Origin of the sequence: Micromonospora sp. NPDC005203, from assembly GCF_042872705.1 — a bacterium.
Classification (GTDB): domain Bacteria; phylum Actinomycetota; class Actinomycetes; order Mycobacteriales; family Micromonosporaceae; genus Micromonospora.
In genome coordinates this window covers 20,439-45,668 of the sequence record NZ_JBIAKV010000002.1, presented here as the reverse complement: position 1 = coordinate 45,668, position 25,230 = coordinate 20,439, and the positions used below count along the sequence as shown (strand labels likewise).

The 25,230-nt window shown below is 70.7% G+C and carries 24 protein-coding genes, 1 tRNA gene and 1 other RNA gene; 12 read left to right on the top strand and 14 right to left on the bottom strand.

Annotation, left to right across the window (positions count from 1 at the left end):
• The first annotated feature begins 94 nt into the window (after positions 1-94).
• A complete protein-coding gene (locus tag ACFYPM_RS05410) occupies positions 95-883 on the top strand; it encodes a hypothetical protein (RefSeq protein ID WP_387191558.1) in 789 nt (262 codons plus the stop codon).
• Between the two features lie 85 nt (positions 884-968).
• Complete coding sequence (locus tag ACFYPM_RS05405) at positions 969-1,520, top strand: nitroreductase family protein (RefSeq protein ID WP_387191556.1); 552 nt, start codon at positions 969-971, stop codon at positions 1,518-1,520.
• A 13-nt stretch (positions 1,521-1,533) separates the two neighbouring features.
• Here ACFYPM_RS05405 and ACFYPM_RS05400 read toward each other — a convergent pair whose 3' ends face one another.
• Complete coding sequence (locus ACFYPM_RS05400) at positions 1,534-2,520, bottom strand: DUF5937 family protein (RefSeq protein WP_387191554.1); 987 nt, start codon at positions 2,518-2,520, stop codon at positions 1,534-1,536.
• 77 nt (positions 2,521-2,597) lie between these two features.
• On the opposite strand from ACFYPM_RS05400, the gene ACFYPM_RS05395 reads away from it, so the two are divergent.
• Both ACFYPM_RS05395 and leuA read left to right on the top strand, forming a co-directional pair.
• Positions 2,598-3,869, top strand: coding sequence for an MFS transporter (locus ACFYPM_RS05395; protein ID WP_387191552.1), 1,272 nt, complete (start codon positions 2,598-2,600; stop codon positions 3,867-3,869).
• A gap of 237 nt (positions 3,870-4,106) precedes the next feature.
• The gene (gene leuA / locus ACFYPM_RS05390; protein WP_387191551.1) at positions 4,107-5,858 is read left to right on the top strand and encodes a 2-isopropylmalate synthase; all 1,752 of its coding nucleotides are present in this window, start codon (positions 4,107-4,109) and stop codon (positions 5,856-5,858) included.
• A gap of 25 nt (positions 5,859-5,883) precedes the next feature.
• On the opposite strand, the gene ACFYPM_RS05385 is transcribed toward leuA, so the two are convergent.
• Positions 5,884-7,377, bottom strand: a complete 1,494-nt coding sequence (locus tag ACFYPM_RS05385) for an MFS transporter (protein ID WP_387191549.1) — start codon at positions 7,375-7,377, stop codon at positions 5,884-5,886.
• A 107-nt stretch (positions 7,378-7,484) separates the two neighbouring features.
• Between ACFYPM_RS05385 and ACFYPM_RS05380 the strand changes: the two genes are divergently transcribed.
• Both ACFYPM_RS05380 and ACFYPM_RS05375 read left to right on the top strand, forming a co-directional pair.
• Positions 7,485-8,126: an HNH endonuclease family protein gene (locus ACFYPM_RS05380; RefSeq protein ID WP_387191547.1), complete on the top strand. Its 642-nt coding sequence runs from the start codon at positions 7,485-7,487 to the stop codon at positions 8,124-8,126.
• Positions 8,120-8,509, top strand: a complete 390-nt coding sequence (locus ACFYPM_RS05375; protein ID WP_387193334.1) for a hypothetical protein — start codon at positions 8,120-8,122, stop codon at positions 8,507-8,509. The genes ACFYPM_RS05380 and ACFYPM_RS05375 overlap by 7 nt, the downstream gene beginning before the upstream one ends.
• 58 nt (positions 8,510-8,567) lie before the next feature.
• On the opposite strand, the gene ACFYPM_RS05370 is transcribed toward ACFYPM_RS05375, so the two are convergent.
• The 7 genes from ACFYPM_RS05370 to ACFYPM_RS05340 all read right to left on the bottom strand — a co-directional run bounded on the left by ACFYPM_RS05370 (position 8,568) and on the right by ACFYPM_RS05340 (position 15,720).
• Complete coding sequence (locus ACFYPM_RS05370; protein WP_387191545.1) at positions 8,568-9,668, bottom strand: ABC transporter ATP-binding protein; 1,101 nt, start codon at positions 9,666-9,668, stop codon at positions 8,568-8,570.
• On the bottom strand, positions 9,665-10,651 hold the full coding sequence (locus ACFYPM_RS05365) for an ABC transporter ATP-binding protein (protein WP_387191543.1): 987 nt from the start codon (positions 10,649-10,651) through the stop codon (positions 9,665-9,667). The genes ACFYPM_RS05370 and ACFYPM_RS05365 overlap by 4 nt, the downstream gene beginning before the upstream one ends.
• Positions 10,652-10,763: 112 nt before the next feature.
• The gene (locus ACFYPM_RS05360) at positions 10,764-11,723 is read right to left on the bottom strand and encodes an ABC transporter permease (protein WP_387193331.1); all 960 of its coding nucleotides are present in this window, start codon (positions 11,721-11,723) and stop codon (positions 10,764-10,766) included.
• A gap of 65 nt (positions 11,724-11,788) precedes the next feature.
• Positions 11,789-12,796 carry an ABC transporter permease gene (locus ACFYPM_RS05355; protein ID WP_357255516.1) on the bottom strand — a complete coding sequence of 336 codons (1,008 nt, stop codon included), beginning with the start codon at positions 12,794-12,796 and terminating at the stop codon, positions 11,789-11,791.
• 97 nt (positions 12,797-12,893) lie between these two features.
• Positions 12,894-14,564, bottom strand: coding sequence for an ABC transporter substrate-binding protein (locus ACFYPM_RS05350; protein ID WP_387191541.1), 1,671 nt, complete (start codon positions 14,562-14,564; stop codon positions 12,894-12,896).
• A gap of 245 nt (positions 14,565-14,809) precedes the next feature.
• Positions 14,810-15,403: a recombination mediator RecR gene (gene recR, locus ACFYPM_RS05345; RefSeq protein ID WP_357255522.1), complete on the bottom strand. Its 594-nt coding sequence runs from the start codon at positions 15,401-15,403 to the stop codon at positions 14,810-14,812.
• 8 nt (positions 15,404-15,411) lie between these two features.
• A complete protein-coding gene (locus ACFYPM_RS05340; RefSeq protein WP_238433593.1) occupies positions 15,412-15,720 on the bottom strand; it encodes a YbaB/EbfC family nucleoid-associated protein in 309 nt (102 codons plus the stop codon).
• Between the two features lie 202 nt (positions 15,721-15,922).
• Between ACFYPM_RS05340 and ACFYPM_RS05335 the strand changes: the two genes are divergently transcribed.
• Positions 15,923-16,594, top strand: a complete 672-nt coding sequence (locus ACFYPM_RS05335) for a DUF998 domain-containing protein (protein ID WP_387191539.1) — start codon at positions 15,923-15,925, stop codon at positions 16,592-16,594.
• A 65-nt stretch (positions 16,595-16,659) separates the two neighbouring features.
• Here ACFYPM_RS05335 and ACFYPM_RS05330 read toward each other — a convergent pair whose 3' ends face one another.
• Positions 16,660-19,842 carry a DNA polymerase III subunit gamma and tau gene (locus ACFYPM_RS05330; RefSeq protein WP_387191537.1) on the bottom strand — a complete coding sequence of 1,061 codons (3,183 nt, stop codon included), beginning with the start codon at positions 19,840-19,842 and terminating at the stop codon, positions 16,660-16,662.
• Positions 19,843-20,045: 203 nt separating this feature from the next.
• Positions 20,046-20,135: signal recognition particle sRNA small type (gene ffs, locus ACFYPM_RS05325), an RNA gene on the bottom strand.
• Between the two features lie 82 nt (positions 20,136-20,217).
• Between ffs and ACFYPM_RS05320 the strand changes: the two genes are divergently transcribed.
• Positions 20,218-20,302 (top strand) — tRNA-Ser (locus tag ACFYPM_RS05320).
• On the opposite strand, the gene ACFYPM_RS05315 is transcribed toward ACFYPM_RS05320, so the two are convergent.
• Positions 20,276-20,875 carry a pentapeptide repeat-containing protein gene (locus ACFYPM_RS05315; protein WP_387191535.1) on the bottom strand — a complete coding sequence of 200 codons (600 nt, stop codon included), beginning with the start codon at positions 20,873-20,875 and terminating at the stop codon, positions 20,276-20,278. The genes ACFYPM_RS05320 and ACFYPM_RS05315 overlap by 27 nt on opposite strands.
• A gap of 182 nt (positions 20,876-21,057) precedes the next feature.
• Between ACFYPM_RS05315 and ACFYPM_RS05310 the strand changes: the two genes are divergently transcribed.
• Positions 21,058-21,894 (top strand): class I SAM-dependent methyltransferase, encoded by an 837-nt coding sequence (locus ACFYPM_RS05310; RefSeq protein ID WP_387191533.1) that lies wholly within the window; start codon positions 21,058-21,060, stop codon positions 21,892-21,894.
• Between the two features lie 156 nt (positions 21,895-22,050).
• Here the strand turns inward: ACFYPM_RS05310 and ACFYPM_RS05305 are convergent, their stop codons facing one another.
• The gene (locus ACFYPM_RS05305) at positions 22,051-22,290 is read right to left on the bottom strand and encodes a flavin reductase (RefSeq protein WP_357370967.1); all 240 of its coding nucleotides are present in this window, start codon (positions 22,288-22,290) and stop codon (positions 22,051-22,053) included.
• Between the two features lie 201 nt (positions 22,291-22,491).
• Between ACFYPM_RS05305 and ACFYPM_RS05300 the strand changes: the two genes are divergently transcribed.
• The 3 genes from ACFYPM_RS05300 to ACFYPM_RS05290 all read left to right on the top strand — a co-directional run bounded on the left by ACFYPM_RS05300 (position 22,492) and on the right by ACFYPM_RS05290 (position 24,228).
• Positions 22,492-23,259 (top strand): Scr1 family TA system antitoxin-like transcriptional regulator, encoded by a 768-nt coding sequence (locus ACFYPM_RS05300; protein ID WP_387191531.1) that lies wholly within the window; start codon positions 22,492-22,494, stop codon positions 23,257-23,259.
• The gene (locus ACFYPM_RS05295) at positions 23,250-23,444 is read left to right on the top strand and encodes a DUF397 domain-containing protein (protein WP_387191529.1); all 195 of its coding nucleotides are present in this window, start codon (positions 23,250-23,252) and stop codon (positions 23,442-23,444) included. The genes ACFYPM_RS05300 and ACFYPM_RS05295 overlap by 10 nt, the downstream gene beginning before the upstream one ends.
• A gap of 226 nt (positions 23,445-23,670) precedes the next feature.
• Entirely contained in the window at positions 23,671-24,228 is a 558-nt protein-coding gene (locus tag ACFYPM_RS05290) for a hypothetical protein (RefSeq protein WP_387191527.1), read from the top strand.
• A gap of 109 nt (positions 24,229-24,337) precedes the next feature.
• Here ACFYPM_RS05290 and ACFYPM_RS05285 read toward each other — a convergent pair whose 3' ends face one another.
• Complete coding sequence (locus tag ACFYPM_RS05285) at positions 24,338-25,210, bottom strand: SDR family NAD(P)-dependent oxidoreductase (protein ID WP_387191525.1); 873 nt, start codon at positions 25,208-25,210, stop codon at positions 24,338-24,340.
• Positions 25,211-25,230 lie beyond the last annotated feature (20 nt).

The following is a 25,230-nucleotide window of genomic DNA, read 5'->3' as shown; positions in this document are numbered from 1 at the left end:
CCCGGCGGTACGCGGCGACGACCCGTCCGACACGCCGGCACGAGCCGTCACCCGCTGGCGCCCACCAGCAGTCCGGACCCACCAGAATGGGCCGGTGCCCGTCCTCATCCGCCCGGCCGTCCGCGTGCTCGGGCCGCTCGTGTTCGCCCTGCCGGCTCTCCTGGTCGCCTGCGCCGATGCGCGGCCTCCGGCCCCGCCGCCCGCCGATCCGGGGCCGGTCGCGGTGGACACCGCGCGGGACGACCTGGCCGCCCTGGCCGCGGCTGCCCAGGATCGCCACCTGGTGGCGCAGTACGCGTACAGCCAGACCGGTCAGCCGACTCGCACCATCACGTTCACCAGCGCGAACGACGGCAGTTGGCGGGTCGACGTGCCGGGTGGCGCATGGGGTGGCACTGCCGACGTCTCGATAGCCGCCACGAACGACGGGCTGTTCCAGTGCGCCCTGCCCTCGGCCGGGCGACCGGAGTCGGCGAGCTGCGTACGTCTCGGTGAGCGCGACGACGCGATCCCCCGCCGGTCGGACCCCCGGGTCCAGCATCCGCTCACCGACTGGCTGGACGTGCTCACCGACCGGCGCGCACCGCTGGCGGTGGCTCCCGCCAGCCCACCCGAGGGCCTCACCGGCACCTGCTACTCGGTGGACTCCACCTCGGCGTCGCTCAACGCTCCGGTGGAGGTGGGCATCTACTGCTACGAGCGGGACGGCACTCCGACCGGGGTGCGGACCGGGGCGGGGACGCTGCGGCTGGCCGCACCGCCGGGGGCGGCGCCGGCCACTGTGCAGTTGGCCGGCCCGATGGTGGTCGACCGGGACCCGCTGGACACCGCCGCGCCGCCGACCCCTGACCCGTCGGACAGCCCAAGCGCGGGAACGCCCTGATCTTCATCCCGTTACGGGTGCCCTTGCCCACATTTGGTCACCCCACCCCAGGAGAGCTAATCGCCCATAAGGGACGATCCGGAGTATGGCCGATCTCACTCCGCTACTCGCCTACCGTTGGAGTCCGCTGGCGTTCCACCCCACCGAGGGGTTGACCGCCCCGGACGCGTCCCTCCTCCTGGAGGCGGCCCGCTGGGCGCCGTCCCTGGGCAACCGCCAACCCTGGCGGTTCACCCTCGGCCACCGCGACGACGAGACCTGGAAGCGGATTCTGGTCAACCTGCCCGAGCGCGACCAACGCTGGGCACACCGTGCCGCCGCCCTGCTGCTCGCCGCGCACGTCGACGGCGACACCGCGCCCGACGCCGCGCCACCCGACGGGGTCGCCTACGACCTGGGTCAGGCGGTCGCCCATCTCACCGTGCAGGCCACCGCGCTCGGGCTGCACGTGCGCCAGGTCCTCACCGTGGATCGCGTCGGACTCAGCGCCGACCTGCACCTCCCCGCCGACGTGCGGCCGTACGCGGTGCTCGCGGTGGGGCAACTCGGTGACCCGCTCAGCCTCCCGGCCGACCTCGTCGCCGAGGAGACCGGTCTGCGCCGCCGTCGACCGCTTGCCGAACTCCTGCTCGGCTGACCGGTCAACGGACCTACCCGCCGCCGCTGGCGCGAAGCAGGACGGCCGCGACCTCGGTGTTGCGATACCGGACGTGCCGACCCTGCCGGGACCGGGAGACCAGGCCGGCGGCGTGCAGCGCGGTCAGGTGCTGGGAGACGTTTCCGGCGGACATCCCGGTGAGTCGGGCCAGGTCGGTGGTGGTCAGTGCCGTCTCGAGCAGGTGCAGCAGCGCGGCCCGGCCGGGGCCGATCACCCGGGCCAGTGGGTCGCCGGGCGGCGGCCCGGTCGCCTCCCAGAGCGTCCCGACGGCACGGACCGGGTACGCGGCGGCCGGCAGCGAATCTTCCAGCAGGTTCCACAGCACGTGCTGCTCGGTGAAGACCGTCGGGTTCAGCGCCAGCCCGCGACCGCGGAGGTCGAAGTCCCGCTCGAACGTGTCGTCGCTGACCACCCGGTCGCCGTGCCAGCGCAGGCTCGGGTGGAGCTGCTCGAAGAACCCACCGGCGCCGCTCTCGGCGAGCTGCGCGGCCCGGTACGCCACGTCGGCGTCGAGCAGCGCCCGCATCCGCGGCCAGTCCGAGGCGATCGCCTCGTCGTACCAGACCCGCACCGCGTCGACCACCTGCGGCAGCAGCCCGCCAGGGTCGGCCAGCAGGGCCCGCCCGAACGGGCTCAGCGGTCGTTGCCAGGTGGTGGCCAGCAGGTCCTGGGCCACCACGGCCGGTGGCGTCGCCGCGATCTGGTCGAGTTGCTCGGCCATCTCCACGTTCGGTCGGGCCGCCGGGGTGAGGAAGTCGGGCAGCCAGCGACCCGGCACCACCAACCCCACCAGAGGCCGGACCCGGTCGGCCACCTCGGGACGACGCAACGTCACCCGTGCCCGGTCGATCCAGGGCAGGTGCACCGCGTAGCGGACCGGGTTGGCCAGCGCCCACATGCTCATGACCGTCTCGTTGACCGGTGACACGGCGAGCCGCACTCCCGCAACGTCGGCCAGGCTGAACCGCAACTCGGACACACGCCCCCCAGGAGCAGGATTCGGTCCAGCCTAAAAGATTCGACCGAGGTCTTGGGGACCCGATTCACTTCCCGACCATGGGGACCAGAGAATCGATCCGTACCGCCGTCCGAGACGTCGTACCGCCGGCCGGGCTGACCCGCGCCCTGGCCGTGCAGGCCATGGTCTACGCCGTCGGCAGCGGGCTGTTCCACGCCGGTAGCGCCGTCTTCTTCACCCGGGCGCTCGGGCTCAGCGCCGCCCAGGTGGGGCTGGGGCTGTCCATCGCGGCGGGGGTGTCGCTGCTGGGCACGGTGCCGCTGGGCGGACTCACCGACAGGTACGGACCGCAGCGGGTCTGGGTGGTCGGGCTGGTGCTCAACGCGGCGCTCTTCGCGACGTACCCGTTCGTCGGCGGCTTCGCCGGGTTCCTCGCCGTGGTGGTGGCTCTGGCCGCCGTGGAGGCCGCGAGCGGCGTGGCCGTGCAGGTCTACTCGATCAACGCGCTGCCCCCGGCCGAACGGGTCACCGCGATGGCGTACCAGCGCTCGTCGCTGAACGTCGGCTTCGGGCTGGGTGCGGTGATCAGCGGCGTGGTGCTGACGGTGGACACGATGGCGGCGTACCGGGGAATGGTCTGGTTCATCGCGACGGTCTTCCTGGTGACGGCTCTCTTCGTGCGGCGACTGCCCCGGCTGCCGCAGGTCACCCGGCCGGTGGAGCCGATGGGTCGGCTCGCCGTGCTCCGCGACCGCCCGTTCGTGGCGGTGTCCCTGCTGTCCGGGCTGCTCACCGCACACCAGACGCTCTACCTGACGGTGCTGCCGCTCTGGATCCTCACCCACACCGATGCCCCGAAGACGGTGATCGCCGGGCTGGTGCTGCTCAACACGGTCCTGGTCGTGCTGCTCCAGGTACGTCTGAGCCGGGGCGCCGACACCGCGCCGGGCGCGGCCCGAGCCTCCCGCCGGGGTGCCCTGCTGATCGCCCTGTTCTGTCTGGTCCTGCCGCTCTCCGGGCTGACCCGGGGCCTGCTCACCGTGGCGGTGCTGGTGGCCGCCGCCCTGGTGCTGATCCTGGCCGAGTTGATCGAGTCAGCGGGCGCCTGGGGGCTCACCGCCACCCTGCCGCCGGCCGCCCAGCGCGGCGCGTACGTGGGGGCGTTCCGGCTCGGCTCCCAGGTGCAGTACCTGATCGCCCCGGCCGGTCTGACCGCGCTCGGGGTGACCACCGGCGGGTGGGGCTGGTTACCGGCCGCAGCGATCTTCGTGCTCGTCGGGCTGGCCGTCGTACCGGTGGTGGCCTGGGCCGAACGGACTCCACGACTGGGTGCCGAGGCCCCGGAACAGGCCGGAACACTGGTCCCATAGTCCGGACCTGCCTTTCCCCCCTCCGCCTCATCACGTAGGGTTACGTGGTCATGTGGCGGGCGCTGCTCCTCCTTAGCCGCCGCGACGAGGCCTGACCGGCCGGCACCTCGTCGCGGAGTCGCATCGCGCCGTCCAGCACATCCGATTTTCTTCTCGGCACCGCCGCGCACCGTTGCCCGGCATCCTGCCGACACCTTCCGATCTGCTGACGCCACATGTTCCAGGGAGCACTCTGAGATGGCTCAACCTGTCACCGACGCCGAGACCGATCCGATCGCTCGGCAACGCCCAAGCCGGATGCCGTACCACCGCTACCAGCCGTACCGGGAGCAGTTCCGGATCGACCTGCCGGATCGCACCTGGCCCACCCGGCACGTCGACGCCGCGCCGCGCTGGTGCGCCGTGGACCTGCGCGACGGCAACCAGGCACTGATCGACCCGATGTCGCCCGAGCGCAAGCGGCGGATGTTCCAGCTGCTGGTCCAGATGGGCTACAAGGAGATCGAGGTCGGCTTCCCGTCGGCCAGCCAGACCGACTTCGACTTCGTCCGGCAGCTCATCGAACAGGACATGATCCCGGACGACGTCACGATCCAGGTGCTCACGCAGTGCCGGGAGCACCTGATCGAGCGGACGTTCGAGTCGCTGCGCGGCGCGAAGCGGGCCATCGTGCACTTCTACAACTCGACCTCCACCCTCCAGCGGCGGGTGGTCTTCGGGCTGGACCGGGACGGCATCGCCGACATCGCCACGACCGGCGCGCGGCTCTGCCAGAAGTACGCGGAGATCCACACCCCGGACACCGAGATCTTCTACGAGTACTCGCCGGAGTCGTACACGGGCACCGAGCTGGAGTACGCGCTGGAGGTCTGCTCCCGGGTGATCGACGTGATCGACCCCACGCCGGACCGGCCGCTGATCATCAACCTGCCGGCCACCGTCGAGATGGCCACCCCCAACGTGTACGCCGACTCGATCGAGTGGATGCACCGGCACCTGCCGCGCCGCGACAGCGTGGTGCTGAGCCTGCACCCGCACAACGACCGCGGCACCGGGGTCGCCGCCGCCGAGCTGGGCCTGCTCGCCGGCGCGGACCGCATCGAGGGCTGCCTGTTCGGCAACGGCGAGCGCACCGGCAACGTCGACCTGGTGACCCTGGGGCTCAACCTGTTCTCCCAGGGCATCGACCCGATGATCGACTTCTCGAACATCGACGAGATCCGGCGCGCGGCCGAGTACTGCAACCAACTGCCGGTGCACGAGCGCCACCCGTACGCGGGCGACCTGGTCTACACCGCCTTCTCCGGCTCCCACCAGGACGCCATCAAGAAGGGCTTCGACGCCCTCGCCGCCGACGCGAAGGCCGCCGGGGTGCCGATGGACGAGCACACCTGGGCCGTGCCGTACCTGCCGATCGACCCGAAGGACCTGGGCCGCACCTACGAGGCGGTCATCCGGGTCAACTCGCAGTCCGGCAAGGGTGGCATCGCGTACATCATGAAGAGCGAGCACCAACTGGACCTGCCGCGCCGGCTCCAGATCGAGTTCTCCGGGGTGGTGCAGCACGTCACCGACCACGACGGCGGCGAGGTCGACCCCAGCGCCATGTGGGAGATCTTCGCGACGCACTACCTGCTCGACCACCAGCCCGACCCGGCGGTCCGGCTGAGCAGCTACACGATCGGCACCACCGACGGCAAGGTCGAGATCGAGGCCCAGGTCGGTGTGGGCGGCGAGCAGCGGTCCCTGGCCGCGATCGGCAACGGCCCGATCGACGCGTACGTCAACGCGCTCCAGTCGGTCGGGGTGGGCGTGCGGGTGCTCGACTACCACGAGCACGCGCTCTCCTCGGGTGGGGACGCGCAGGCCGCCGCGTACGTGGAGTGTGAGGTCGACGGTCGGACGGTCTGGGGTGTCGGCACCGACGCCAACATCGTCACCGCCTCGATCAAGGCGGTCACCAGCGCCGTCAACCGCGCCCGCAGCTGACGCGCCGCGCCCCCGAGGTGGTTGCCTACCTCGGGGGTGTGGCCGCGGGCATCGAGTGGCAGGGCTGCGACGGTGGGGCCGCGCGGGGCGGCCGGTGCACGAGCACGAGGGCCAGCACGGCCCCGGCCAGCAACAGCCCCGCACACCAGACCATGGCGCCCCGGAACGCGTCGGTCAGCTCGGCCTTCTGCGCGTAGCCGCTGCCGGACAGGCCGACGAGCAGCGGCAGCGCCGCCACCGCGAGCAGTCCGCCGGCCCGGGACGCGGCGTTGTTGAAGCCGCTGGCCACCCCGGAGAACCGGTCCTGCACGGCGGCCAGCACCGATGCGGTGAGCGGTGCCACCACCAGGGTCAGCCCGATGCCGAAGAGCAGCACCCCGGGCAGCACGTCGGTCCAGTAGGACGCGCCCGGGCCGACGCCGCGCAGCAGCAGCAGACCGACCGCGGCCACCACCGGCCCGATGGTCAACGGCAGCCGCGGCCCGATCCGCGCCGACAACGCTCCGGCTCGGGCCGACCCGACCAACAGCAGCAGGGTCATCGGCAGCAACGCGATGCCGGTGCGGAAGGCCGACCACTCCACCACGTTCTGTAGGTAGACGGCGAAGAAGAAGGTGAAGCCGCCGAGCGCCGCGTAGACGACCACGGTGAAGATGTTCAGCACCGAGAAGAGCCGGCTGCTGAACAGCCCGGTGGGCAGCATCGCGGCATCGCCCCGCCGTCGTTCCAGCAGCACGAACGTCACCGCGGACAGCACCCCGACCAGCGCGGCGATCAGCACCGGGGCGGAGTCGAAGCCACGCGCCGGCGCGTCGATCAGGGCGTACGTGACGCCGGCCAGCGCGAGCGCGCCGAGCAGTGCTCCTCCGACGTCGAAGCGCCGTCGGGTCCGACCCGGCCCCGCGGTCCGGGAGGCGCTCTCGTCCCGGCTCTCCGGCACCCAGCGCAGCGCGGCCAGCACCACGAGCACGGCGATCGGTAGGTTGAGGAAGAAGATCCAGCGCCAGGACAGCGTGTCGATCAGCGAGCCCCCGATGAACGGTCCCAGCGCGGTGGACACCCCGGACAGCCCGGCCCAGGCACCGATTGCCCGGCCCCGGTCGTCGGGGTGGAAGCTGGCCTGGAGCACCGACAGCGACCCGGGCGTGAGCAGCGCGCCACCGGCGCCCTGGAGGAACCGGGCCGCGATCAGCATGCCGGTGTCCTGGGCCAGCCCGCACAGCACCGAGGCGGCGGTGAACCAGACCACCCCGATGAGAAAGATCCGCCGGCGACCGAAGCGGTCCCCGAGCGCGCCGCCGAGCAGCACGAACGCCGCCAGCATCAGCAGATAGCCGTTGATGGTCCACTGAAGATCGGCCACGTTCGCGCCGAGATCCTGCCCGAGTTTCGGCAGGGCCACGTTGACGACGGTGCTGTCGAGGAAGACCATGCCAGAGGCGAGCACGGCGGCGAGCAGCGTGCCCCGGCCGGCGGTGGTGCCCATCCTGAGGGCGGGCGCCGGTACGGGTGCGGTCATCCCACCAATCTGCCTTGCATCATGTGGGAGACGCCACGAAACGCCGAAACCATTCCCGGGTACTGTGCGCAATCGCCGGGAGACCGCAAGCTGGAGAGGTGTCGTCTGTGCGTACCAGATCAGGACCGCGAGCGGCGGTGATCGCGCTCGCCGCGGCGCTGGCACTCGGCGTGGCCGGTTGTGTCCCGCAGGACGAGCCGACCACACCACCGTCGTCGAACGACGGCGGCAACGCGGCAGAGCAGCTGAGCCAGCTCACCGTGGCCACCGCCGGGTCGATGAAGGGCTACAGCCGGGACCACTTCCCGCACTGGCGGGACACCGGCAAGAACTGCGACGTGCGGGACAGCATCCTCCAGCGCGACGGCAAGGACGTGAAGCTCTCCGGCTGCAACGTGGTCGGTGGGCGCTGGGAGAGCGTGTACGACGGTCGCAGCTTCTCCGATCCCTCCGACGTGGACATCGACCACATGGTGCCGTTGGCCAACGCGTGGCGCTCCGGTGCCGACGAGTGGGACGACGCGAAGCGCGGTGACTTCGCCAACGACACCACCCGTCCGCAGCTCTTCGCGGTTTCCGCGTCCTCCAATCGGGCAAAGGGTGACCAGGACCCGTCCCAGTGGAAGCCGGCAAACCGATCGTACTGGTGCAAGTACGCCCAGGACTGGGTGACGGTCAAGCACTACTGGCGGCTGACGGTGACAAGCGCCGAGAAGGCCGCCCTGACCGACATGTTGGAGGGCTGTTGAGTGGGGAGCGACACGTGACCGCCGCCGGGGGAGGCGTCCCGGCCGCCGCCGGCATGACCGCGGACGGCGCCGCCGAGACGCCCGCCGCCGTGCCGGGTGCCGGCATGGTCGCGGATTCGGGGGGCGCGGCCGGCCCGCAGAGCCGCACCACCGACATCGTGCCCGGCCCCGGCGGCGTGATGACCGACGAGGTCGGCGTGGTCACCGGTGACCTGACGCTGCGCACCGAGTACGCGGACGGCAAGGTCACCCTGCGGGTGCAGTACAAGGACGCCGACGAGTGGTACGCGGTGACCGGCACGTCGGTCGCGCTGGCCGACCCGGCGGGACTGGACGCGGTACACGGCGTCGCGGTGGGCCTGCTGCACCGCCCCGAGGGCTGAGCCACCCGGAGCACGCGCTGCCCGGGGGCCACCCGTTCCCGGACGGCCCCCGGCTGCGTCACGGGGTGGGGATCAACTCGCCCGGCGGGTCGACGGGGCCGGTGCCCTCGCTCGGGCGGACCAGCTCCACCTCGACCTCGTGCGGCCGGATCCGACCGGCAGCGATGTCCTCGGCGAAGTGGCAGGCCACCCGGTGTCCGCCGACGACGTCGCGCAGTTCCGGCCGCTCGTCGGCGCACCGGGTGGGTTGCGCCCACGGGCACCGGGTGTGGAACCGGCAGCCCGACGGCGGGTTGGTCGGCGACGGCAGGTCACCGGCAAGCAGGATCCGCTCCCGGCGGTCCTCCACCAGCGGGTCGGGCACCGGCACCGCGGACATCAGCGCCCGGGTGTACGGGTGCATCGGCTCGCGGTAGAGGTCGTCGCTGGACGCCTCCTCCACCAGCCCGCCGAGGTACATGACGCCCACCGTGTCGGCGATGTGACGCACCACCGCCAGGTCGTGCGCGATGATCAGATACGTCAGGCCACGCTCGTTCTGCAGGTCCTCCAGCAGGTTGAGCACCTGGGCCTGGATCGACACGTCGAGCGCGGAGACCGGCTCGTCGGCGACGATCAGGTCCGGGTTGAGCACCAACGCGCGGGCGATGCCGATCCGCTGGCGCTGGCCGCCGGAGAACTCGTGCGGATACTTGCCGAGGGCGGACGCGGGCAGGCCGACGGCCTCCAGCGTCTCGCGCAGCTTCCGGTTGGTCTCGACCTTGTCGCCGGCCAACCCGTGCGCCTTGAGCCCCTCCACCAACAGCGACTCCACCGACTGTCGGGGGTCGAGGCTGGAGAGCGGATCCTGGAAGATCATCTGCATTCGGCGGCGGGCCTGCCGCATGGCCTCGCCCTTGAGCGAACGCACGTCGATGCCGTCGAAGACGATCTCGCCCTCGGTCGGCTCGACGAGCCGCAGCAGGCCACGACCCAACGTCGACTTGCCGCAGCCCGACTCGCCGACCAGGCCGTACGTCTCGCCCTTGCGGATGCTCAGCGACACCCCGTCCACCGCGTAGACGTACCCGATGGTGCGGTCGAAGAGCAGGCCGCTCTTGATCGGGAAGTGGACCTTGACGTCGCGCAGCTCGATCAGGGGTTCGGTCTGTTCGGTCATCGGACCGCCACCTCCTCGGAGACGGGGTTGTTGCAGCGGAGGTCGCCTCCGGTGGCGGTGGGTTCGAGCGGCGGCGGCCCTTCCAGGCACGCGTCCACGACGTTGTCGCAGCGCGGCGCGAAGGCGCACCCCTCGACCCACGGGATGTTGTCGGCAACCGACCCGCGGATCGCGTGCAGTCGCTCACCGCGCGGAGAGTCCAGCCGGGGCACCGAGCTGAGCAGCCCGTGGGTGTACGGGTGCCGGGCGTGCGCGAACAGCTCGTGCCGCCGTTCCCGCTCGACCACCTTGCCGCCGTAGAGGACGTTCACGCTGTCACAGAGCCCGGCCACCACGCCCAGATCGTGCGTGATCATGACGAGCGCGGTGCCGGTCTCGTCGACCAACTGCTTGAGCAGGGTGAGGATCTGCGCCTGGATGGTCACGTCGAGCGCGGTGGTCGGCTCGTCGGCGATCAGCAGCCGAGGCTTGCAGGCCAGCGCGATGGCGATCAGCGCGCGCTGACGCATCCCACCGGAGATCTGGTGCGGATACTCGCTGAGCCGCCGCTGCGGGTCGGGGATGCCGACCGCGTCCAGCAGGTCCCGCGATTCGCGCAGCGCCTGCTTGCGGTCCCGGCCCTGGTGGCGCTCCAACACCTCGGCCACCTGGACCCCGATCGGGATGACGGGATTCAGCGAGGAGAGCGGGTCCTGGAAGATCATGCTGATCTCCCGGCCGCGTCGGTCGCGCATGTCGTCGGGTCGCAGTTTCAGCAGGTCGGTGCCGTCGAAGAGCACCTCACCGGTGACCTTGTTACCGCGCTTGGGCAGCAGGCCCATGATGGCCAGGCTGGTCACGCTCTTGCCGCAGCCGGACTCGCCGACCAGGCCGACGGTCTGCCCCGGCTCCACCGTGAAACTGACCTTGTCCACGGCGGTGAAGGGCCGCTCGCCGCGCCGCTGGAACACGACGCTCAGGTCACGGACGTCGAGCAGGCTCATCGAGTCACTTCCTCACTGCTGTGGTCCTTCGCTCGCGACTGCGGGGCTCGCAAGCTCACTCCTCGCGCTCGCCCGAGACGGGGTCCGGGCACGCTGACAGCGCTCACCGTGGTCACCGCCGGTTCTTCGGGTCGATCGCGTCGCGCATCGCCTCACCCAGCAGGGTGAAGCCGAGCGCGACCACGATGATCGCGAGCGCGGGATAATACGCCAACTCCGGGCGGACCTCGAAGTAGCGCTGACCGTCCACGCCGAGCATCAGACCCCACTCGGCGCGGTTGATGTCCGGGTCGCCGAGACCCAGGAAGGACAGCGCCGCGGCGTCCAGAATAGCCACCGCGAAGGTCAGGGTCGCCTGCACGATCACCGCGGTCAACGAGTTGGGCAACATGTGCCGCAGCACGATGTTGCGCTCCTTGACGCCGAGCGCGCGGGCGGCCAACACGTGGTCGCTCTCGCGCTGGGCCAGCATCGAGCCGCGCAGCAGCCGGGCGAAGATCGGTACGCTCACGATTGCCACCGCGAAGATGACGGTCCACTGGGTCGACCGGCTGGCCATCGCGACAAGGGTGATCGCGAGCAGCAGGCTCGGCAGGGCCAGCATCACGTCGGTGAGCCGCATCAGGACCACGTCGACCCAGCCGCCGAAGGCCCCGGCGATGGCGCCGATCAGCACTCCGAGCGCGAGACCGATGAGGGTCGCGAGCACGCCCACGAAGAGCGTCTGCCGGGCGCCGTAGATCATGCGGGACAGGAAGTCCCGGCCGAGCGGGTCGGAGCCGAGCGGGAACCCGCTGCTGGCCCCCGGGATGGTGTCCACGGTGAGGCCCTTGGTCAGCTCGTCGAAGCGCTGCACCGGGTCGTGCGGTGCGATCAGCGGAGCGAAGATCGCCACCAGGACGAACAGCCCCACGATCACGGCTCCGACGACGGCGACCGGGTTGCGCCGCAGCCGGCGCAGGGCGTCGCGGACGAGACTGATCCCGCCCCGGTCGGAGGCACTCGCCTGGGCCAGCTCGTCGAGCCGTGCCTTCTTGCGGTCGCCGAGCAGGCCGATGCTGCGCTCGCTCATGCCGGGACGTGGCTTGTCGTCCCCGGGACGGGGAGCCGGAGTGCCGGCCTGGGTGATCGGGTCACTCATCGCACACGCACCCTCGGGTCGATGAAGGCGTAGGAGAGGTCGACCAGCAGGTTGACCACCACGAAGACCAGCGCGGCCAGCAGGATGATCGCCTGGAGCACCGGGTAGTCCCGGCCGCCGCTGATGGAGTCGGTGATCAGGGTGCCGATGCCGCCCCAGTTGTAGACCTTCTCGGTGAGCACCGCGCCGGAGAGCAGCGCACCGGTCTGCAGGCCGATGGTCGTGACCACGGGCAGGAGGGCGTTGCGCAGGATGTGCCGGCCGCGGATCGTACGGTGACGCAGGCCCTTCGCCTCGGCGGTCCGTACGTAGTCCTCGTCGAGGACGTCGAGCACGCTGGCGCGGGTGATCCGCACGATCACCGCCAGCGGAATGGTGGCGAGGGTGATCGCCGGCAGGATCAGGTGCCACAACGCGTCCGCGCTGGCGTCGAACTCGCGGGTCAACAGGCCGTCGAGCACGAAGAACCCGGTGACGTTCGTGTTTTCCAGTCCGGTGGTAAGCCGCCCGGACGGCGGGAACCAGTGGATGTTCTGGGTGAAGACGTCCTTGAGCAGATAGCCCAGGAAGAAGATCGGGATGGAGATGCCGAGCAGGGTGCCGGCGATGGTGAGGTTGTCCGGCCACCGTCCGCGCCAGCGGGCGGCGAGGTAGCCGAGCGGCACACCGAGGCCGACGGCGATGATCATCGCGGCGACGGCCAGTTCGATGGTGGCCGGGAAGGCGCGGCTGATCACCTCGGTGACCGGGTCACCGGTCCGGATCGAGTTGCCGAAATCGCCTGTCAACACCCGCTGCATGAACTTGCCGTACTGCACCAGGATCGGCTGGTCGTAGCCGAGCGCCTTGGTCAGCAGCTCGCGACGTTCGGGCGTCGCCCGCTCGCCGAGCAGTGCCTCGATGGGGCCGCCGGGCAGGTTCCGCAGCCAGATGAAGATCAGCGCCGACAGCGCTATGAGGGTCACCACCAGCTGCAACAGGCGGCGAACTATGACTCGCAACATCTCTCACACACCAGACTCTCAAATATCGCGGATCGGCCCGGGCCGGGAGGAACCCCGGACCCGGGCCGATCACGCCTACGGCCTCAGCCGAGGGACGTCACTTGCTGATGCTGACCGTGTTGAACCGCTCGTCGGTCAACGGGCTGGCCACCAGGCCCTTGACATCCTTGGTGACGACGATGGCCGGCGGGGCGTGCCAGACCGGCACGGCCGGCAGCCACTTGGCGGCGATGTCGCGGTTGACCTGCTCCCAGGCCGCCTTCTTGCCCGCGTCGTCGACGATGCCGTCAGCCTTGGCGATGGCGTCGAACATCTCGGTCATCGACTGGTCGCCGAACTCGACCTTGCCCCGGCCGAAGAACGTGCCGACGAAGTTGCCCGGGTCGTTGTAGTCACCCGTCCAGCCGAGGATGTGCAGGTCGTGCTTGCCGAACTGCTGCACGTCGTCCTTGAAGCCACCGTTCCACGGGCGAGGAACACCGTTGACCTTGATGCCGACGGCCTGCAGGTCGTTGGCGAGGACGGTGAAGATCTCCTGCGGGTTCGGCATGTACGGCCGGGTGACGTCCGGCGGGTAGTAGAAGTTGAGCGTCAGACCCTCGGCGCCAGCGTCCTTGAGGAGCTGCTTGGCCTTCTCCGGGTTGTACTCGTACTTCTGCACGTCCGGGGCGTAGCCGAGCACGGTGTCCGGCAGGAACTCGTCGGCGACCTTCGCGCCACCCGGACCCTTGGTCTGCACCAGCTGCTGGCGGTTGAGGGCGTAGGCGATCGCCTGGCGCACCCGCAGGTCCTTCAGCTTCGGGTTCTTCTGGTTGAGGCCGAGGTAGAGGATGTTGAACGCCGGGCGGTTGACGACCTGGAAGCCCTCACCCTCGAGCGCCTTGCGGTCGGCCGGGGCCGGGAAGTCGATGCCCTGGACGGTGCCGGCACGAAGCTCCTGCTTGCGGGTGCTCTCGTCCTTGATGATCTTGATGATCATCTTGTCCACCTTGGCCTTGTCGCCAAAGTAGTCCGGGTTGCGGTTCAGGGTGATCTCGTTCTTGGCCTTGTCCCAGCCACCGAAGGTGAACGGGCCGGTGCCGACCGGGTTGGTGGTCGCGAAGGCGCTGTACTCGAACGAGTCGCCGTTCTGCTTCACCGTGTTGGCGTCGTACTTCTTGAGCGCCTCTGGGCTCGCGATCGAGAGCGAGGTCAGCGCGAAGGCCCCCGGGAAGGCGCCCTTGTACTGGTTCAGCGTGACGACCGCGGTGCCGTCGCCCTGCGCCTCACACTTGTTGTAGACCGGCTTGCCGGCGGACTCGCTCTCGTTCTTGGCGAAGCCCCCGAAGACGTCCATGTAGTAGATCATCTGGGACTGGGCGGCAGCGCCCTTCATGTTGTACCAGCGGTCGAAGTTGAAGCAGACCGCGGCGGCGTTGAACGGCGTACCGTCGTGGAACTTCACGCCCTGGCGGAGCTTGAACGTCCAGACCTTGCCCTCCGGGTCGTGCTCCCAGCTCTCCGCCAGGCCGCCCTGAAGCTCCGCGGTGCCCGGCTTGTGGCTCACCAGGGTGTCGAACATCTGCCGGACCGGCCGGAACGACTCACCGTCATCGTTGAAGATTGGGTCGAAGTTCTTCGGGTCACCGGCACCCGCGAAGATGAAGGTGCCGCCAGTCTTGGCCTCGCCACTGTCGCCGCGCTCGCTCTCCGCGCAGCCGGCCGCGCCGACCGCCAGAGCGGCAACGGCCGCGATGGCCACGGCCGTTTTAAGCCTTCTCGCCTGCATCTCTCACCTCTGTCATGCGCATGACCACGCCGAGCTGTGGCTCGGTCCGTGTGCGGGAGGCTATGACATGTCACACGTCAAGCGGAACGGGCGTTAGGCAATCGCTACCAAGCCGACACCTTGCGAGAAGGTCTGACAGTCAACGGCACGACGCAGACAAGGTGCGACACATCGATCCGTGCCCGGCCGGACACCGGAACGGGGGCGGCGCCGTCGACGACGCCACCACCCCCGCGCGGTACGACTCAGACGGCCCGGCGCCCCTCGAAGGCCCGGCCCAGGGTGATCTCGTCGGCGTACTCCAGGTCGCCGCCGACCGGCAACCCACTGGCCAGCCGGGTCACCGAGATACCCATCGGCTTCACCATCAGCGCCAGATAGGTGGCGGTCGCCTCGCCCTCGGTGTTCGGGTCGGTAGCCAGGATCAACTCCCGGATGCCGCCACCACCGAGGCGGATCATCAGCTCCCGGATGCGCAGGCTGTCCGGGCCGATCCCCTCCAGCGGATTGATCGCGCCGCCCAGCACGTGGTAACGACCGCGGAACTCACCGGTCCGCTCGATGGCGACCACGTCCTTGGGCTCCTCCACCACGCACAGCACCTCGTCGGTGCGTCGCGGGTCTCGGCAGATCCGGCACTGCTCGGACTCGGCTACGTTGTAGCAGGTCGTACAGAACCGGACCAGCTCCTTGACCTTGCGCAACGCGCCGGCCAACCGGTTGACGTCGGCCGGATCCGCCGACAGGACGTGGAACGCGATCCGCTGAGCGCTCTTCGGACCCACGCCCGGCAACCGGCCCAACTCGTCGATCAGGTCCTGGATGGCACCTTCGTACATCTGCCGGCTCAGAAACCGGGCAGGCCGAGGCCGCCCATGCCGCCGGCGACCGGACCCATCTTGCGCTCGGTCAACTCTCGTGCCGCCTCGGCGGCGTTGTGCACGGCCGCGACGACCAGATCCTCAAGCGTCTCCACGTCGTCCGGGTCGACGGCCTTCGGGTCGATCTTGATGGCCTTGAGTTCACCGGCGCCGGAGACGGTCGCGGTGACCAGCCCACCGCCGGCGGTGCCGGTCAGCTCGGCCTCGGCCAACTCGGCCTGGGCGGCGGCGATCTGCTGCTGCATCTTCTGCGCCTGCTTCAGCATCTGCTGCATGTTCGGCTGTCCACCTGGGCGCACGGATGGCTCCTTCTCGCACTCGTCTGCTCGGCCGCCGCCCAGCCTATCCGCTGGGACCGACCACGCCCCCGTCCGGTGTGTGCCCCACGGCGAGCCCTCCGGGTACAGCTGTCACTACCCCGAAACGGCCATCTGCCAGTAGTGCGCCGGGACCCGTCGCGCTGGTGTGCTCAACGGCATGAATCTCAACCGCACCGGCCGGGCCGGCGCGCTGTGCTGGGTGGCAGCCGCACCGGTCTTCCTCGTCGCCAGCCTGATCACCGGACTGCGCTGGCGGCAGCCGGCCTACGGTTGGGCCACCCACAACATCAGCGACCTCGGCAACGCCCACTGCGGCATCTGGGACACCACCAGACCCCGCTACGTGTGCTCGCCCTGGCACCCGCTGATGAACGCCGCGATGCTGGTCACCGCCGTGCTGCTCGCCGCCGGGCTCCTGCTGACCTGGCGGCTTCTCGGTCGCGGCGGCGTGGTGCGCACGGCGCAGATCCTCCTGCTGCTGGCGACCGGCGGGTACGCCCTGGCGGCCCGCTACCCGGCCGACGTCGACGAGAACCTGCACGTCCTCGGCGCGTTCCTGATCATGGGAACGGGCAACGTCGGTCTACTCCTCGCCGGCTTCGCACCGGCCGGCACGACGCTCGGCCGGTGGCGACGGATCACCCTCGCCGCCGGGATCATCGCGCTGGTCGGGACGGTGCTGTTCTTCGCCCAGCAGGGCATGGGGATCGGGGTGGGCGGCATGGAACGGGTAGCCGTGCTGCCCTTCCCCCTCTGGGCCTGCTGCCTGGGCGTCCTGCTGGCCGAGACACGCCCCCTGCGCGATCTTGCACTTTCTGCCTCGACATAAGAGACATCCTGCGCAAAAAGGCGACCGAAACTGCAAGATCGCCGAGCCGAGGTGGGGCGGGGTCGTCAGCGGGCGTCGACCTCGTCGATCTTCTCGGCGCCGAACGTCTCGCGCAGCAGCCGTACCGCCTGCTCCTCGCTGGACTCCCGGGCGGTCTTCTCGTCGATGACCTCGTCCAACGGCTCGTCGCCCGGATCGAACCCCTCGTAGACAGGTGTCGCCGGTGCCGCGCCACCCGGTCGACCACCCCGCACCGGGCCGTCGAAGTCCGGGTCGTAGGGCGGTTCGCCCGCCCACTCGGCGTCCGCGACGGGCCGGGCCGCCGATCCGGTACGCACACCGCGCCCCGCCGCCGCCGCGCGAGCCGCGGCGATGGCGCTGCTCACCGGTGCGCCGCTGCCGTTCGCGCCGCTGCCGTTAGTGCTGCCGCCTGGTCTACTGCCACTGCCGGTCGGGCCACTGCCGTTCGGGCCACTGCCGTTCGGGCCACTGCCACTGCCGGTCGGGCCACTGCCGTTCGCGCCACTGTCGTGCGGGCCACTGCCACTGCCGGTCGGGCCACTGCCGTTCGCGCCACTGCCGTTCGCGCCGCCGCTGTTCGGGCCGGTCGGGGTTGGTGCCGAGCCGGGGCCACCCGGTCCAGCATCCGGGCCGGGGTCGTTCCCCGCCGATGCGCCACCCGGACGAGCGGCCTCCGGCCAGTCCTCGTCATCGGTCGCCTCGGCGGTCGGTTCGCCACCGCCAGGGCGGGCCGCCGCCGGCCAGTCGTCCTCGTCGTCTGCCGAGGCACCCGGCTGTGCCGGGCCGGGCCGGGCCGGGCCCTGTGCGTCCGCTGGCTCGGGCTGCGTTCCGCCCTGCCGACCCGAGCCGTGCGCGCCGTAGCCCTCCCCGCCCCCACCGGCACGCGCAACCGCGCCTCCCGGCAGGCCACCACGGGCATCCGAACCGGCGACGCTTGTCGAGTTCGGCGCGGCGGGCGGTGCAGTCGCCGGGCTGGCGGCGCTGCTCGGGTAGGGCGCGCTGGGCGGCCCACCCGGCAGGTTGGCCGCGGCCGACGGGTTCGGCGCGGCGGGCGGTGCGCTCGGCGGGCCGGCAACGGCGTTCCCGCTCGGAGCGTTCGGCGCGGCGGTCGGATTCGCCGGGGCGGCGGGTCGAGCCGGCGCGGCGGTCGCCGCAGGGGCCGGGGCGGCGGGTCGAGCCGGCGCGGCGGACTGCGCGCGCTGCGGGCCGGACAACGAGACGCCACCGCGCTCGCCGGCGACCTCGCAGCGGATCTGCCAGCGCCCGCCCAACTCCTCGTAGAGCGCGTCGGTGAGCACCGCCGCGTGATCGGCCATCATCTTGGCCAGCACGGTGGACTTCACCGTCAGCACCAGCATGTCGCCGTCGAGTTCACGCACCACGGCGTCGCGCATCAGGGCGGCGATCCGCTTGTTGGTCCGGTTGACCTTGCCGACCACATCGGGCCAGACGCGGCGGACCGCGACGGCGTCCAGCGCCGCGGCCGGCGCTCCCGGTCGGGGCGGCTGGGGCGTGGCCGGGTCGGGGAGCACCGCCGATGGCGGTACGACGCGACGGGGGGCCGGGCCGGCGGGCGAGACGGGTGCGGACCCCGCGACGGCCGACGCACCGGGTGACGCCGGGATCGGCGAGTCGGCAGCCGAGATGTGCGAGGCCTGCACACCCGAGGCCGAAGCGTGCGAGGCCTGCACACCCGGGGCCGGAGCGTGCGAGGCCGGAGCGCCCCAGGCCCGAGCGGGCGAAACCGGGGCGCCAGAGGCCGGGGCGCCAGAGGCCGGCACGCCAGAGACCGGCACACCAGAGACCGGCACACCCGAGGTCGGAGCCGGTGCGCCCGGGACCTGACCGGGCGAGGCAGTCGCTCCGGAGACCGAGGTAGCACCCGAGCCCGCGGCGCTCTGGGTCGGGGACGCGGCCGGGTCGACCGCCCACGGCGGAGCGGAGGTCGGGGCGTTGACGGGTGCGGGGTGTGCGGCAGCCGGGACCGGAGGGCTCGGCTGTGGGCGTACTCCCGGGTGGGCGGCCGGAGCGGAGCCGGCGGCGGCCGGCGGCGCGTCGGTGCCGCTCAGGGTGAGCCGGCGTTCCATGCGTTCCAGGCGTTGGAGCAGGCCACCTGTGGAGTCGTCCGCGCCGGGCAGCAGCATCCGGGCGCAGATCAGCTCCAGCAGCAGGCGGGGCGCTGTGGTGCCACGCATCTCGATCAGACCGTCGTGCACGATGTCGGCGCAGCGGGAGAGCGTGCCCGGCCCGAGTTGCGCGGCCTGGGCTGCCATCCGCTCGATCTGGTCGGCGGGGCCGTCGATCAGGCCCTTCGCGGCGGCGTCCGGCACCTGCTGGATCACGATGAGGTCGCGGAGCCGTTCGAGCAGGTCCGCGGCGAACCGGCGCAGGTCGTGGCCGGCCTCGGCGACCCGGTCGACGGTGGCGTACGCGGCCGCACCGTCACCGGCGGCCAGCGCGTCGCACATCTCGTCGATCAGAGCGGAGTCGGTGACCCCGAGCAGCGCGACGGCCCGGGCGTAGCTGACTCCCTCCGGGCCGGCGCCGGCGATGAGCTGGTCGAGCACGGAGAGGCTGTCCCGCATGCTGCCGCCACCGGCGCGGACCACCAGCGGAAAGACCGCCGGCTCGACGGCGACGCCCTCGGCCTGGGTGAGCTGCTCCAGGTACGGGCGGACCACCTTCGGCGGAAACAGCCGGAACGGGTAGTGGTGGGTCCGCGACCGGATCGTGCCGAGGACCTTCTCCGGCTCGGTGGTGGCGAAGATGAACTTGACGTACTCCGGGGGTTCCTCGACCAGCTTGAGCAGGGCGTTGAAGCCCTGGGTCGAGACCATGTGCGCCTCGTCGATGATGTAGATCTTGAAGCGGCTGCTGGCCGGCGCGAAGAAGGCACGCTCGCGCAGCTCACGGGCGTCGTCGACACCACCGTGGCTGGCCGCGTCGATCTCGATCACGTCGATCGAGCCGGCACCGTCGGTGGCCAGCGAGCGGCAGGACGCGCACTTGCCGCACGGCTCGGGGGTGGGGCCCTGCTCACAGTTGAGCGAGCGGGCCATGATCCGGGCGCTGGTGGTCTTGCCGCAGCCACGAGGGCCGGAGAAGAGGTAGGCGTGGTTGAGCCGCCCGCTGCGCAACGCCTGCGACAGCGGCTCGGTCACGTGCTCCTGGCCGATGACCTCAGCGAAGGTACGCGGCCGGTACTTGCGGTAGAGCGCCAGCGTCACTCGTCCCGCCTCCTCTCGACCGAGCCATTCTGCGCCGGTCGGGCGCGGGTGACCACCCACCCCGCCGGGGCACCTGGACCCTCGGGCTTGATCGACCTGGCCGCCGCGCTTGATCGACTCGGCTTCCTGGAAATCGGGGTGTCCGCAGGCCCGGGATGCCCCGACATCATGGATGTCGAGTGGATCAACCGGCCCACAGACAAAAAGGCCTCCCGTGCACCCGGCAGAGCTCGCTTATCCTTGCTGCCTTCCGGCCCTGGGGAGGTTCACGAGATACCGCCGCACGGGAGGTGTCGCCAAGCCTACCCGACCGCCCGTCGATCTTCAGGGGGTGGTGGGGTGGCCCGGCCGGCGGGGGCCTGTATCCTGGCTCGCGGAGGATTCGCCTAGAGGCCTAGGGCGCACGCTTGGAAAGCGTGTTGGGTTTACACCCTCACGAGTTCGAATCTCGTATCCTCCGCTCGCCTGAGCTGCACCAACGACAGGGCCGGCCCTCACGGGGACCGGCCCTGAGTCGTCTCGGCGTCAGCCCACCACCGGAGACACTCTCCGCGCCCTGCGCCGAGAGCCACACTTCGAGGTCACCGCCGCCGGGGGACCGGGTCGCGCCCTCGTGGACGAAGACCGGGGCGGAATTGAGGATCGCGTGACCGAGATCGGCGCCGTTCAGCACAGCGTCATCGAGTTGCACCGCGAACAACCGGGCCGAACGGAACCGCGCCGCACCCGCCACGCAACCGACCAGGTCCGCCTTGGCCAGGTCGGCAGCGGAGAAATCCGCGCCCCGCGCCTCGGCATTTGCCAGGTTGGCGGCCCCGAGGTTGGCCTCCTCGAACCGAACGCCGACCAGCTGGGAATTGGCCAGACAGGCGCCGGGGAGATCGAGACAGCTGAGGTCCGCGCCGCGAAAATCAAGAGAATCACCCGGGAGGTACGCCGAAGAGTCGGCGAGCCACGCCGCGAGCGCTGCCCGAGCGTCGGGGTTGTCCGGCCACCGGACGACGTCACCGCTGGTCCGTTTGTACCTGCTCATCGACCTCGGACCCTTCGGCCGTGTTGCTCGTCCGGGCCGCCCACCGCGGCTGGGGCCTCGGCAGTCAGGTGTCCCCTCGGTCGCTCAGGGTGATCATGTGAGCTGACGGACATCAACATGGGTCGGCGTCCGCAGCAGTTCACGCGAGACGGCACAACCCGGCCCATGGTCTCATCGACGTCGTGACCGAGGCGGCGTGGCAGTGGGACGAGACCTTGTACGCGGGCAGCGCCCGCCACTACAGCGTTGGACGGCGGCCCTACCCGGCCGCGCTCGCCGATGCCATCCGTACCGCGCTCGACCTCGACGGCACCGGTCGACTCCTGGACGTGGGCTGCGGACCCGGATCGCTGACGCTGCTGCTCGCGCCCCTGTTCGAGGCGGCGTTGGGCGTCGACGCCGATCAGGACATGCTCGCGGAGGGGCGGCGCAGAGCTGACGGTGCAGGGGTGGTCAACGTCGAGTGGCGACACCTACGCGCCGAGGCCCTGCCGGCCGACCTGGGCACCTTCCGGGTGGCCACGTTCGCCCAGTCGTTCCACTGGATGGACCGCCCGCTCGTGGCTCGTCGCGTCCGCGACATGCTCACGCCCGACGGGGCCTGGGTCCACGTGGGCGCCAACACGCATCAGGGCGTGACCGGGGACGACCCGCTGCCCTACCCCCGAGCACCCTGGCAGCAGATCAACGACCTGGTAGCGAGCTACCTGGGGCCGATCCGCCGGGCCGGCCAGGGGTTGTTGCCGGCGGGCACCCCATCCGGAGAGGCCGAGATCATGCGCGGGGCGGGCTTCAGCGGCCCCACCCGGATCACTGTCGAACAGGGGACCGCCGTGGAACGCTCCGTGGACGAGGTCACCTCGGCGGTGTTCTCGCTGTCCAGTTCGGCACCGCACCTGTTCGGCGACCGGCTCCCGGCCTTCTCGGCGGATCTGCGCCATCTCTTGACGACGGCAGCACGAGACGGCCGCTTCGCCGAGCGGCAAGGGGACATCGAATTGGCAATCTGGCGACCCTGACATCCGCGGTCGCCGCGGTCGCCGCGGTCGCCGCGGTCGCCGCAGTCGCCGCAGTCGCCGCAGTCGCCCAGGAAGCATGCCCAGGATTCGCGACTGTAGAGCTGTCCCACAGGTGGGGCAGCTCTACAGGTAGGCGGACCGGGCGCGGCAGCTCGGTCAGGCGCGGGCGCGGGCCCAGGAGAGGAAGCGTTCGGTCAGGCGGGCCGGGTCGACGTCGGTGAGGTGTTCGCCGGCCTCGGCGTAAAGGGTCGCCAGGTAGACGGTCAACGCCAGCCGGTCGTGTCGATACTCGCCGAGCAACCGCAGCTTCGCCGCCGAGCAGGGCCAGGCGATGCCGCATGCCGCGCAGCGCCAGGTGGGGCGAGTCGGTACGTGATCCCGGTGGCGGCGGGGCATGGGCGGGCCTCCTTCGGCGGTGGAAGAGGGTCGCCCCGCCCTCCCCGCCGGGGCGACCCTCTGACTGACGCCCACCGCCGGGCTGCTGCGCCTCCACCGGTCGCGCCGTCTTCTACAGGCCACCCTCGGGTGCGTCACCAGACAGATACACCGCGTAGCGATATGGTCCTCAGATATTCGAAACATCTCGATGGAGGGGCCGTGAACGACGCGTTGCGAGTGGCGCTCAGCGACACCGGGCACACCACCGAATCTCTCGCCGAGACCGTCGGCGTCGACCCGAAGACCGTGGGGCGGTGGTTGGCCGAGGGCCGCATCCCGCATGCTCGGCACCGCCTGGCGGCTGCCGAGGCCCTCCACAAGGACGTGTCGGACATCTGGCCGGACACTTCAAGACGTCGTGATCCCATTTGGTTTCGTCCGTGGCAGGAGATCGAGCGGGAGGCGGTGTCACTGCGCTGGTTCGAGTCGACCGTCCTGCCGGGGTTGCTCCAGACCGAGGCGTACGCCCGCGCCGTCCTGGGCGGCGCGGGCCTGATCCCCCGGGGTGAGATCGAGCGGCACCTCACGGTCCGGCTCGGCCGACAGGGAGTGCTCAAGCGCGACGACCCGCCGCAGTTCACGGCGGTCATCGACGAGGGGATCCTCCGCCGCCCGGTGGGCGGCCGGTCGACGATGCACGAGCAACTGCTGGCCGTGGCGGCGGCCTGCGCCGAGCCACACATCCGGGTGCATGTCGTGCCCAGCGCGGTCGGCGCCTACGCCGGCCTCAACGGGCCGTTCGTGATCGCGCACAGCCATGACCACCGGGTCGCGGGCTACCTGGACAACCAACTCCAGGGCCAAGTCGCTAGCGACCCCGAGGACATCGCGGCCATGATGGCGGCATGGGAGAACGTGCGCGGGGAGGCGCTGTCCCACTGGCAGTCGGTCGATCTCATCAGGGAAGTGGCGGAGTCATGGAGCTGAACGGCGGCGCCCGGTGGCGCAAGAGCAGCCGCAGCAGCGGCAACGGCGGCGCGTGCGTGGAGGTCGCCGACAATTTGCCCGACGTGGTCGGCGTACGGGATTCCAAGGACCCGAGCGGCCCGACGCTCACCTTCGCGCCGACGGCCTGGCGGGCGTTCGTCAGTCAGCTCGCCCGGCGGGCCTGAGCGGCTCCGACGACGTGGTGGCCCCTCCGGCTGAGCGCGCGCCCAGCGAGATCTTGGACAGTTTCCGTTCCGCCTGAACGAAACTGTCCAAGATCTGAGTCGGCCTCGACGCGGGGAATGGTCGGTGGGTGAGGCCTGTCGCACCGGTACCGTTCAGAGAGCCGACGGGCGCACGATCTCGTCGTACACATGTTCTATCCACAGGCTGTGGACGACGGAGAGGTTGATGGGTTACCAGCTCAGCGCGGTGGTCGCGGACGCCGAGCTGCTCCGGGAGCAGACCGCCGAGCTGGATCACGCGGTCCTCGGTGAGTTGCGCCAGGACTTCGCGCTGCTGCCGATCACCCCGCAGTTGATGATCGAGCTGACCGGGTCGCTACCGGATTACGCGGCGGACGATCCCAGCGCCGAGCAGCCGTTCGGGCTGGTGTTGTCGCCGCCGCTTGTCGAGTTGCTGTCGGCCTGGTCCACGTCGGGTCCGGTGGCGTACCTGGAGGCGGAGTTCTTCGGCGGCGACGGCTACCAGTCGGCGGCGGTGTGGCTGGGCGGGACGCTGTCGTGGGGTCCACAGTTCGACGACGTCCTCGACGCCCCGCGCGAGCAGTGGCCGATCAACGTGGCGCTGACGCGACTCGGCGCGGAGCCGGGTGCGTGGATCGACCCGTTCGCCGAGCTGGGGTTGCACCTGGAACGAAACACCACCGGCTGGTTGGCACACGGGCGGCGTCGGCTCAGCGCCGACTACTGGGACGAACTGGTCGAGCAGTGGGAGGGCGACCGCTGACCGTGCGAGTTGGCCCGACCAGCGTGCCGCGGCCCGCGGTGGGGGCACGTCTCGCTGAGCGCGGGCAGCGTGCTCCGCAGACGTGCTGGTGACTGAGCGCCACGTCGGCCTAGCCGGCCAACTTCTCGCAGAGCGCCCAGATGGTGTCGCGGTTGTGCTTGTCGAGGACCGCCTCGGGCCATGGGGTGCGTTGGGACCGGCTGTTGACGTAGGTCCGGTGTATTTCCTGCGCCTGCGGGCTGGCGGCGAGGTAGATGCTCGACTTTGACGCCTTGACCATCGCTCGGTGTCCGTAGAGGACCGGCAGCGCCAGACGTAGCAGCGGGACGATGGGCCGCGCCAGCGTCGGGTAGGTGCTGATGGTCAGGCCCCGGTTCATCGACGTGTACGCGTGGCCGGGGTAGGCCACGTTGAGGGTCACGCCAGTCCCGGTCAGGCGTTCGGCGAACGTGTAGCTCATCGCCATCAGCGCCAACTTGGTCTGGTTGTAGAACGACAGCCCGACATAGGACTTCTCGCCTTGCAGGTTGTCGAGGTCGATTCGTCCTCGGGGAATGCCGCCGGTGATGTTGATGACGCGGGCCGCTGGGACACCTTGCAGCGCCGGCAGCAGCAGGCGGGTCAGCAGATACGGCGCGATGACGTTGGCGGCGAAGGCGGCCTCGATGCCGTCCTCGGTCAGTTCGCGTCGTTCCCTGGCCACGCCGACGTTGTTGATCAGCACGTCCACGCTGCCGTACCGAGCGGTCGCCCGGTCGGCCAGTCGACGCAGATCACGTCGCCGGGTCAGGTCGGCGGTAAGCGTGTCGATGTTGCCATTGCCGGTGTCGCGCTGGAGCTCGACGGCGGCAGCGCTTGCCCGGCCAGGGTCGCGCCCGACGAGGACGACACGAGCGTCGAGCCGAGCCAGCCCGCGGGCGGTCTCCTTGCCGATTCCGCCAGTGCCACCGGTCACCAGGACGGTTTTGCCGTTCAGCGTCATCGCCGTCGCCTCCCTCTGCT

Bases quoted from the DNA above. Each gene is read 5' to 3' on its own strand.
- ACFYPM_RS05405 (WP_387191556.1), top strand. From the start codon at position 969: ATGGCCGATCTCACTCCGCTACTCGCCTACCGTTGGAGTCCGCTGGCG.
- ACFYPM_RS05395 (WP_387191552.1), top strand. From the start codon at position 2,598: ATGGGGACCAGAGAATCGATCCGTACCGCCGTCCGAGACGTCGTACCG.
- leuA (WP_387191551.1), top strand. From the start codon at position 4,107: ATGGCTCAACCTGTCACCGACGCCGAGACCGATCCGATCGCTCGGCAA.
- ACFYPM_RS05385 (WP_387191549.1), bottom strand. From the start codon at position 7,377: ATGACCGCACCCGTACCGGCGCCCGCCCTCAGGATGGGCACCACCGCC.
- ACFYPM_RS05370 (WP_387191545.1), bottom strand. From the start codon at position 9,668: ATGACCGAACAGACCGAACCCCTGATCGAGCTGCGCGACGTCAAGGTC.
- ACFYPM_RS05365 (WP_387191543.1), bottom strand. From the start codon at position 10,651: ATGAGCCTGCTCGACGTCCGTGACCTGAGCGTCGTGTTCCAGCGGCGC.
- ACFYPM_RS05360 (WP_387193331.1), bottom strand. From the start codon at position 11,723: ATGAGCGAGCGCAGCATCGGCCTGCTCGGCGACCGCAAGAAGGCACGG.
- ACFYPM_RS05355 (WP_357255516.1), bottom strand. From the start codon at position 12,796: ATGTTGCGAGTCATAGTTCGCCGCCTGTTGCAGCTGGTGGTGACCCTC.
- ACFYPM_RS05350 (WP_387191541.1), bottom strand. From the start codon at position 14,564: ATGCAGGCGAGAAGGCTTAAAACGGCCGTGGCCATCGCGGCCGTTGCC.
- recR (WP_357255522.1), bottom strand. From the start codon at position 15,403: ATGTACGAAGGTGCCATCCAGGACCTGATCGACGAGTTGGGCCGGTTG.
- ACFYPM_RS05340 (WP_238433593.1), bottom strand. From the start codon at position 15,720: ATGCAGCAGATGCTGAAGCAGGCGCAGAAGATGCAGCAGCAGATCGCC.
- ACFYPM_RS05335 (WP_387191539.1), top strand. From the start codon at position 15,923: ATGAATCTCAACCGCACCGGCCGGGCCGGCGCGCTGTGCTGGGTGGCA.
- ACFYPM_RS05315 (WP_387191535.1), bottom strand. From the start codon at position 20,875: ATGAGCAGGTACAAACGGACCAGCGGTGACGTCGTCCGGTGGCCGGAC.
- ACFYPM_RS05305 (WP_357370967.1), bottom strand. From the start codon at position 22,290: ATGCCCCGCCGCCACCGGGATCACGTACCGACTCGCCCCACCTGGCGC.
- ACFYPM_RS05295 (WP_387191529.1), top strand. From the start codon at position 23,250: ATGGAGCTGAACGGCGGCGCCCGGTGGCGCAAGAGCAGCCGCAGCAGC.
- ACFYPM_RS05290 (WP_387191527.1), top strand. From the start codon at position 23,671: ATGGGTTACCAGCTCAGCGCGGTGGTCGCGGACGCCGAGCTGCTCCGG.
- ACFYPM_RS05285 (WP_387191525.1), bottom strand. From the start codon at position 25,210: ATGACGCTGAACGGCAAAACCGTCCTGGTGACCGGTGGCACTGGCGGA.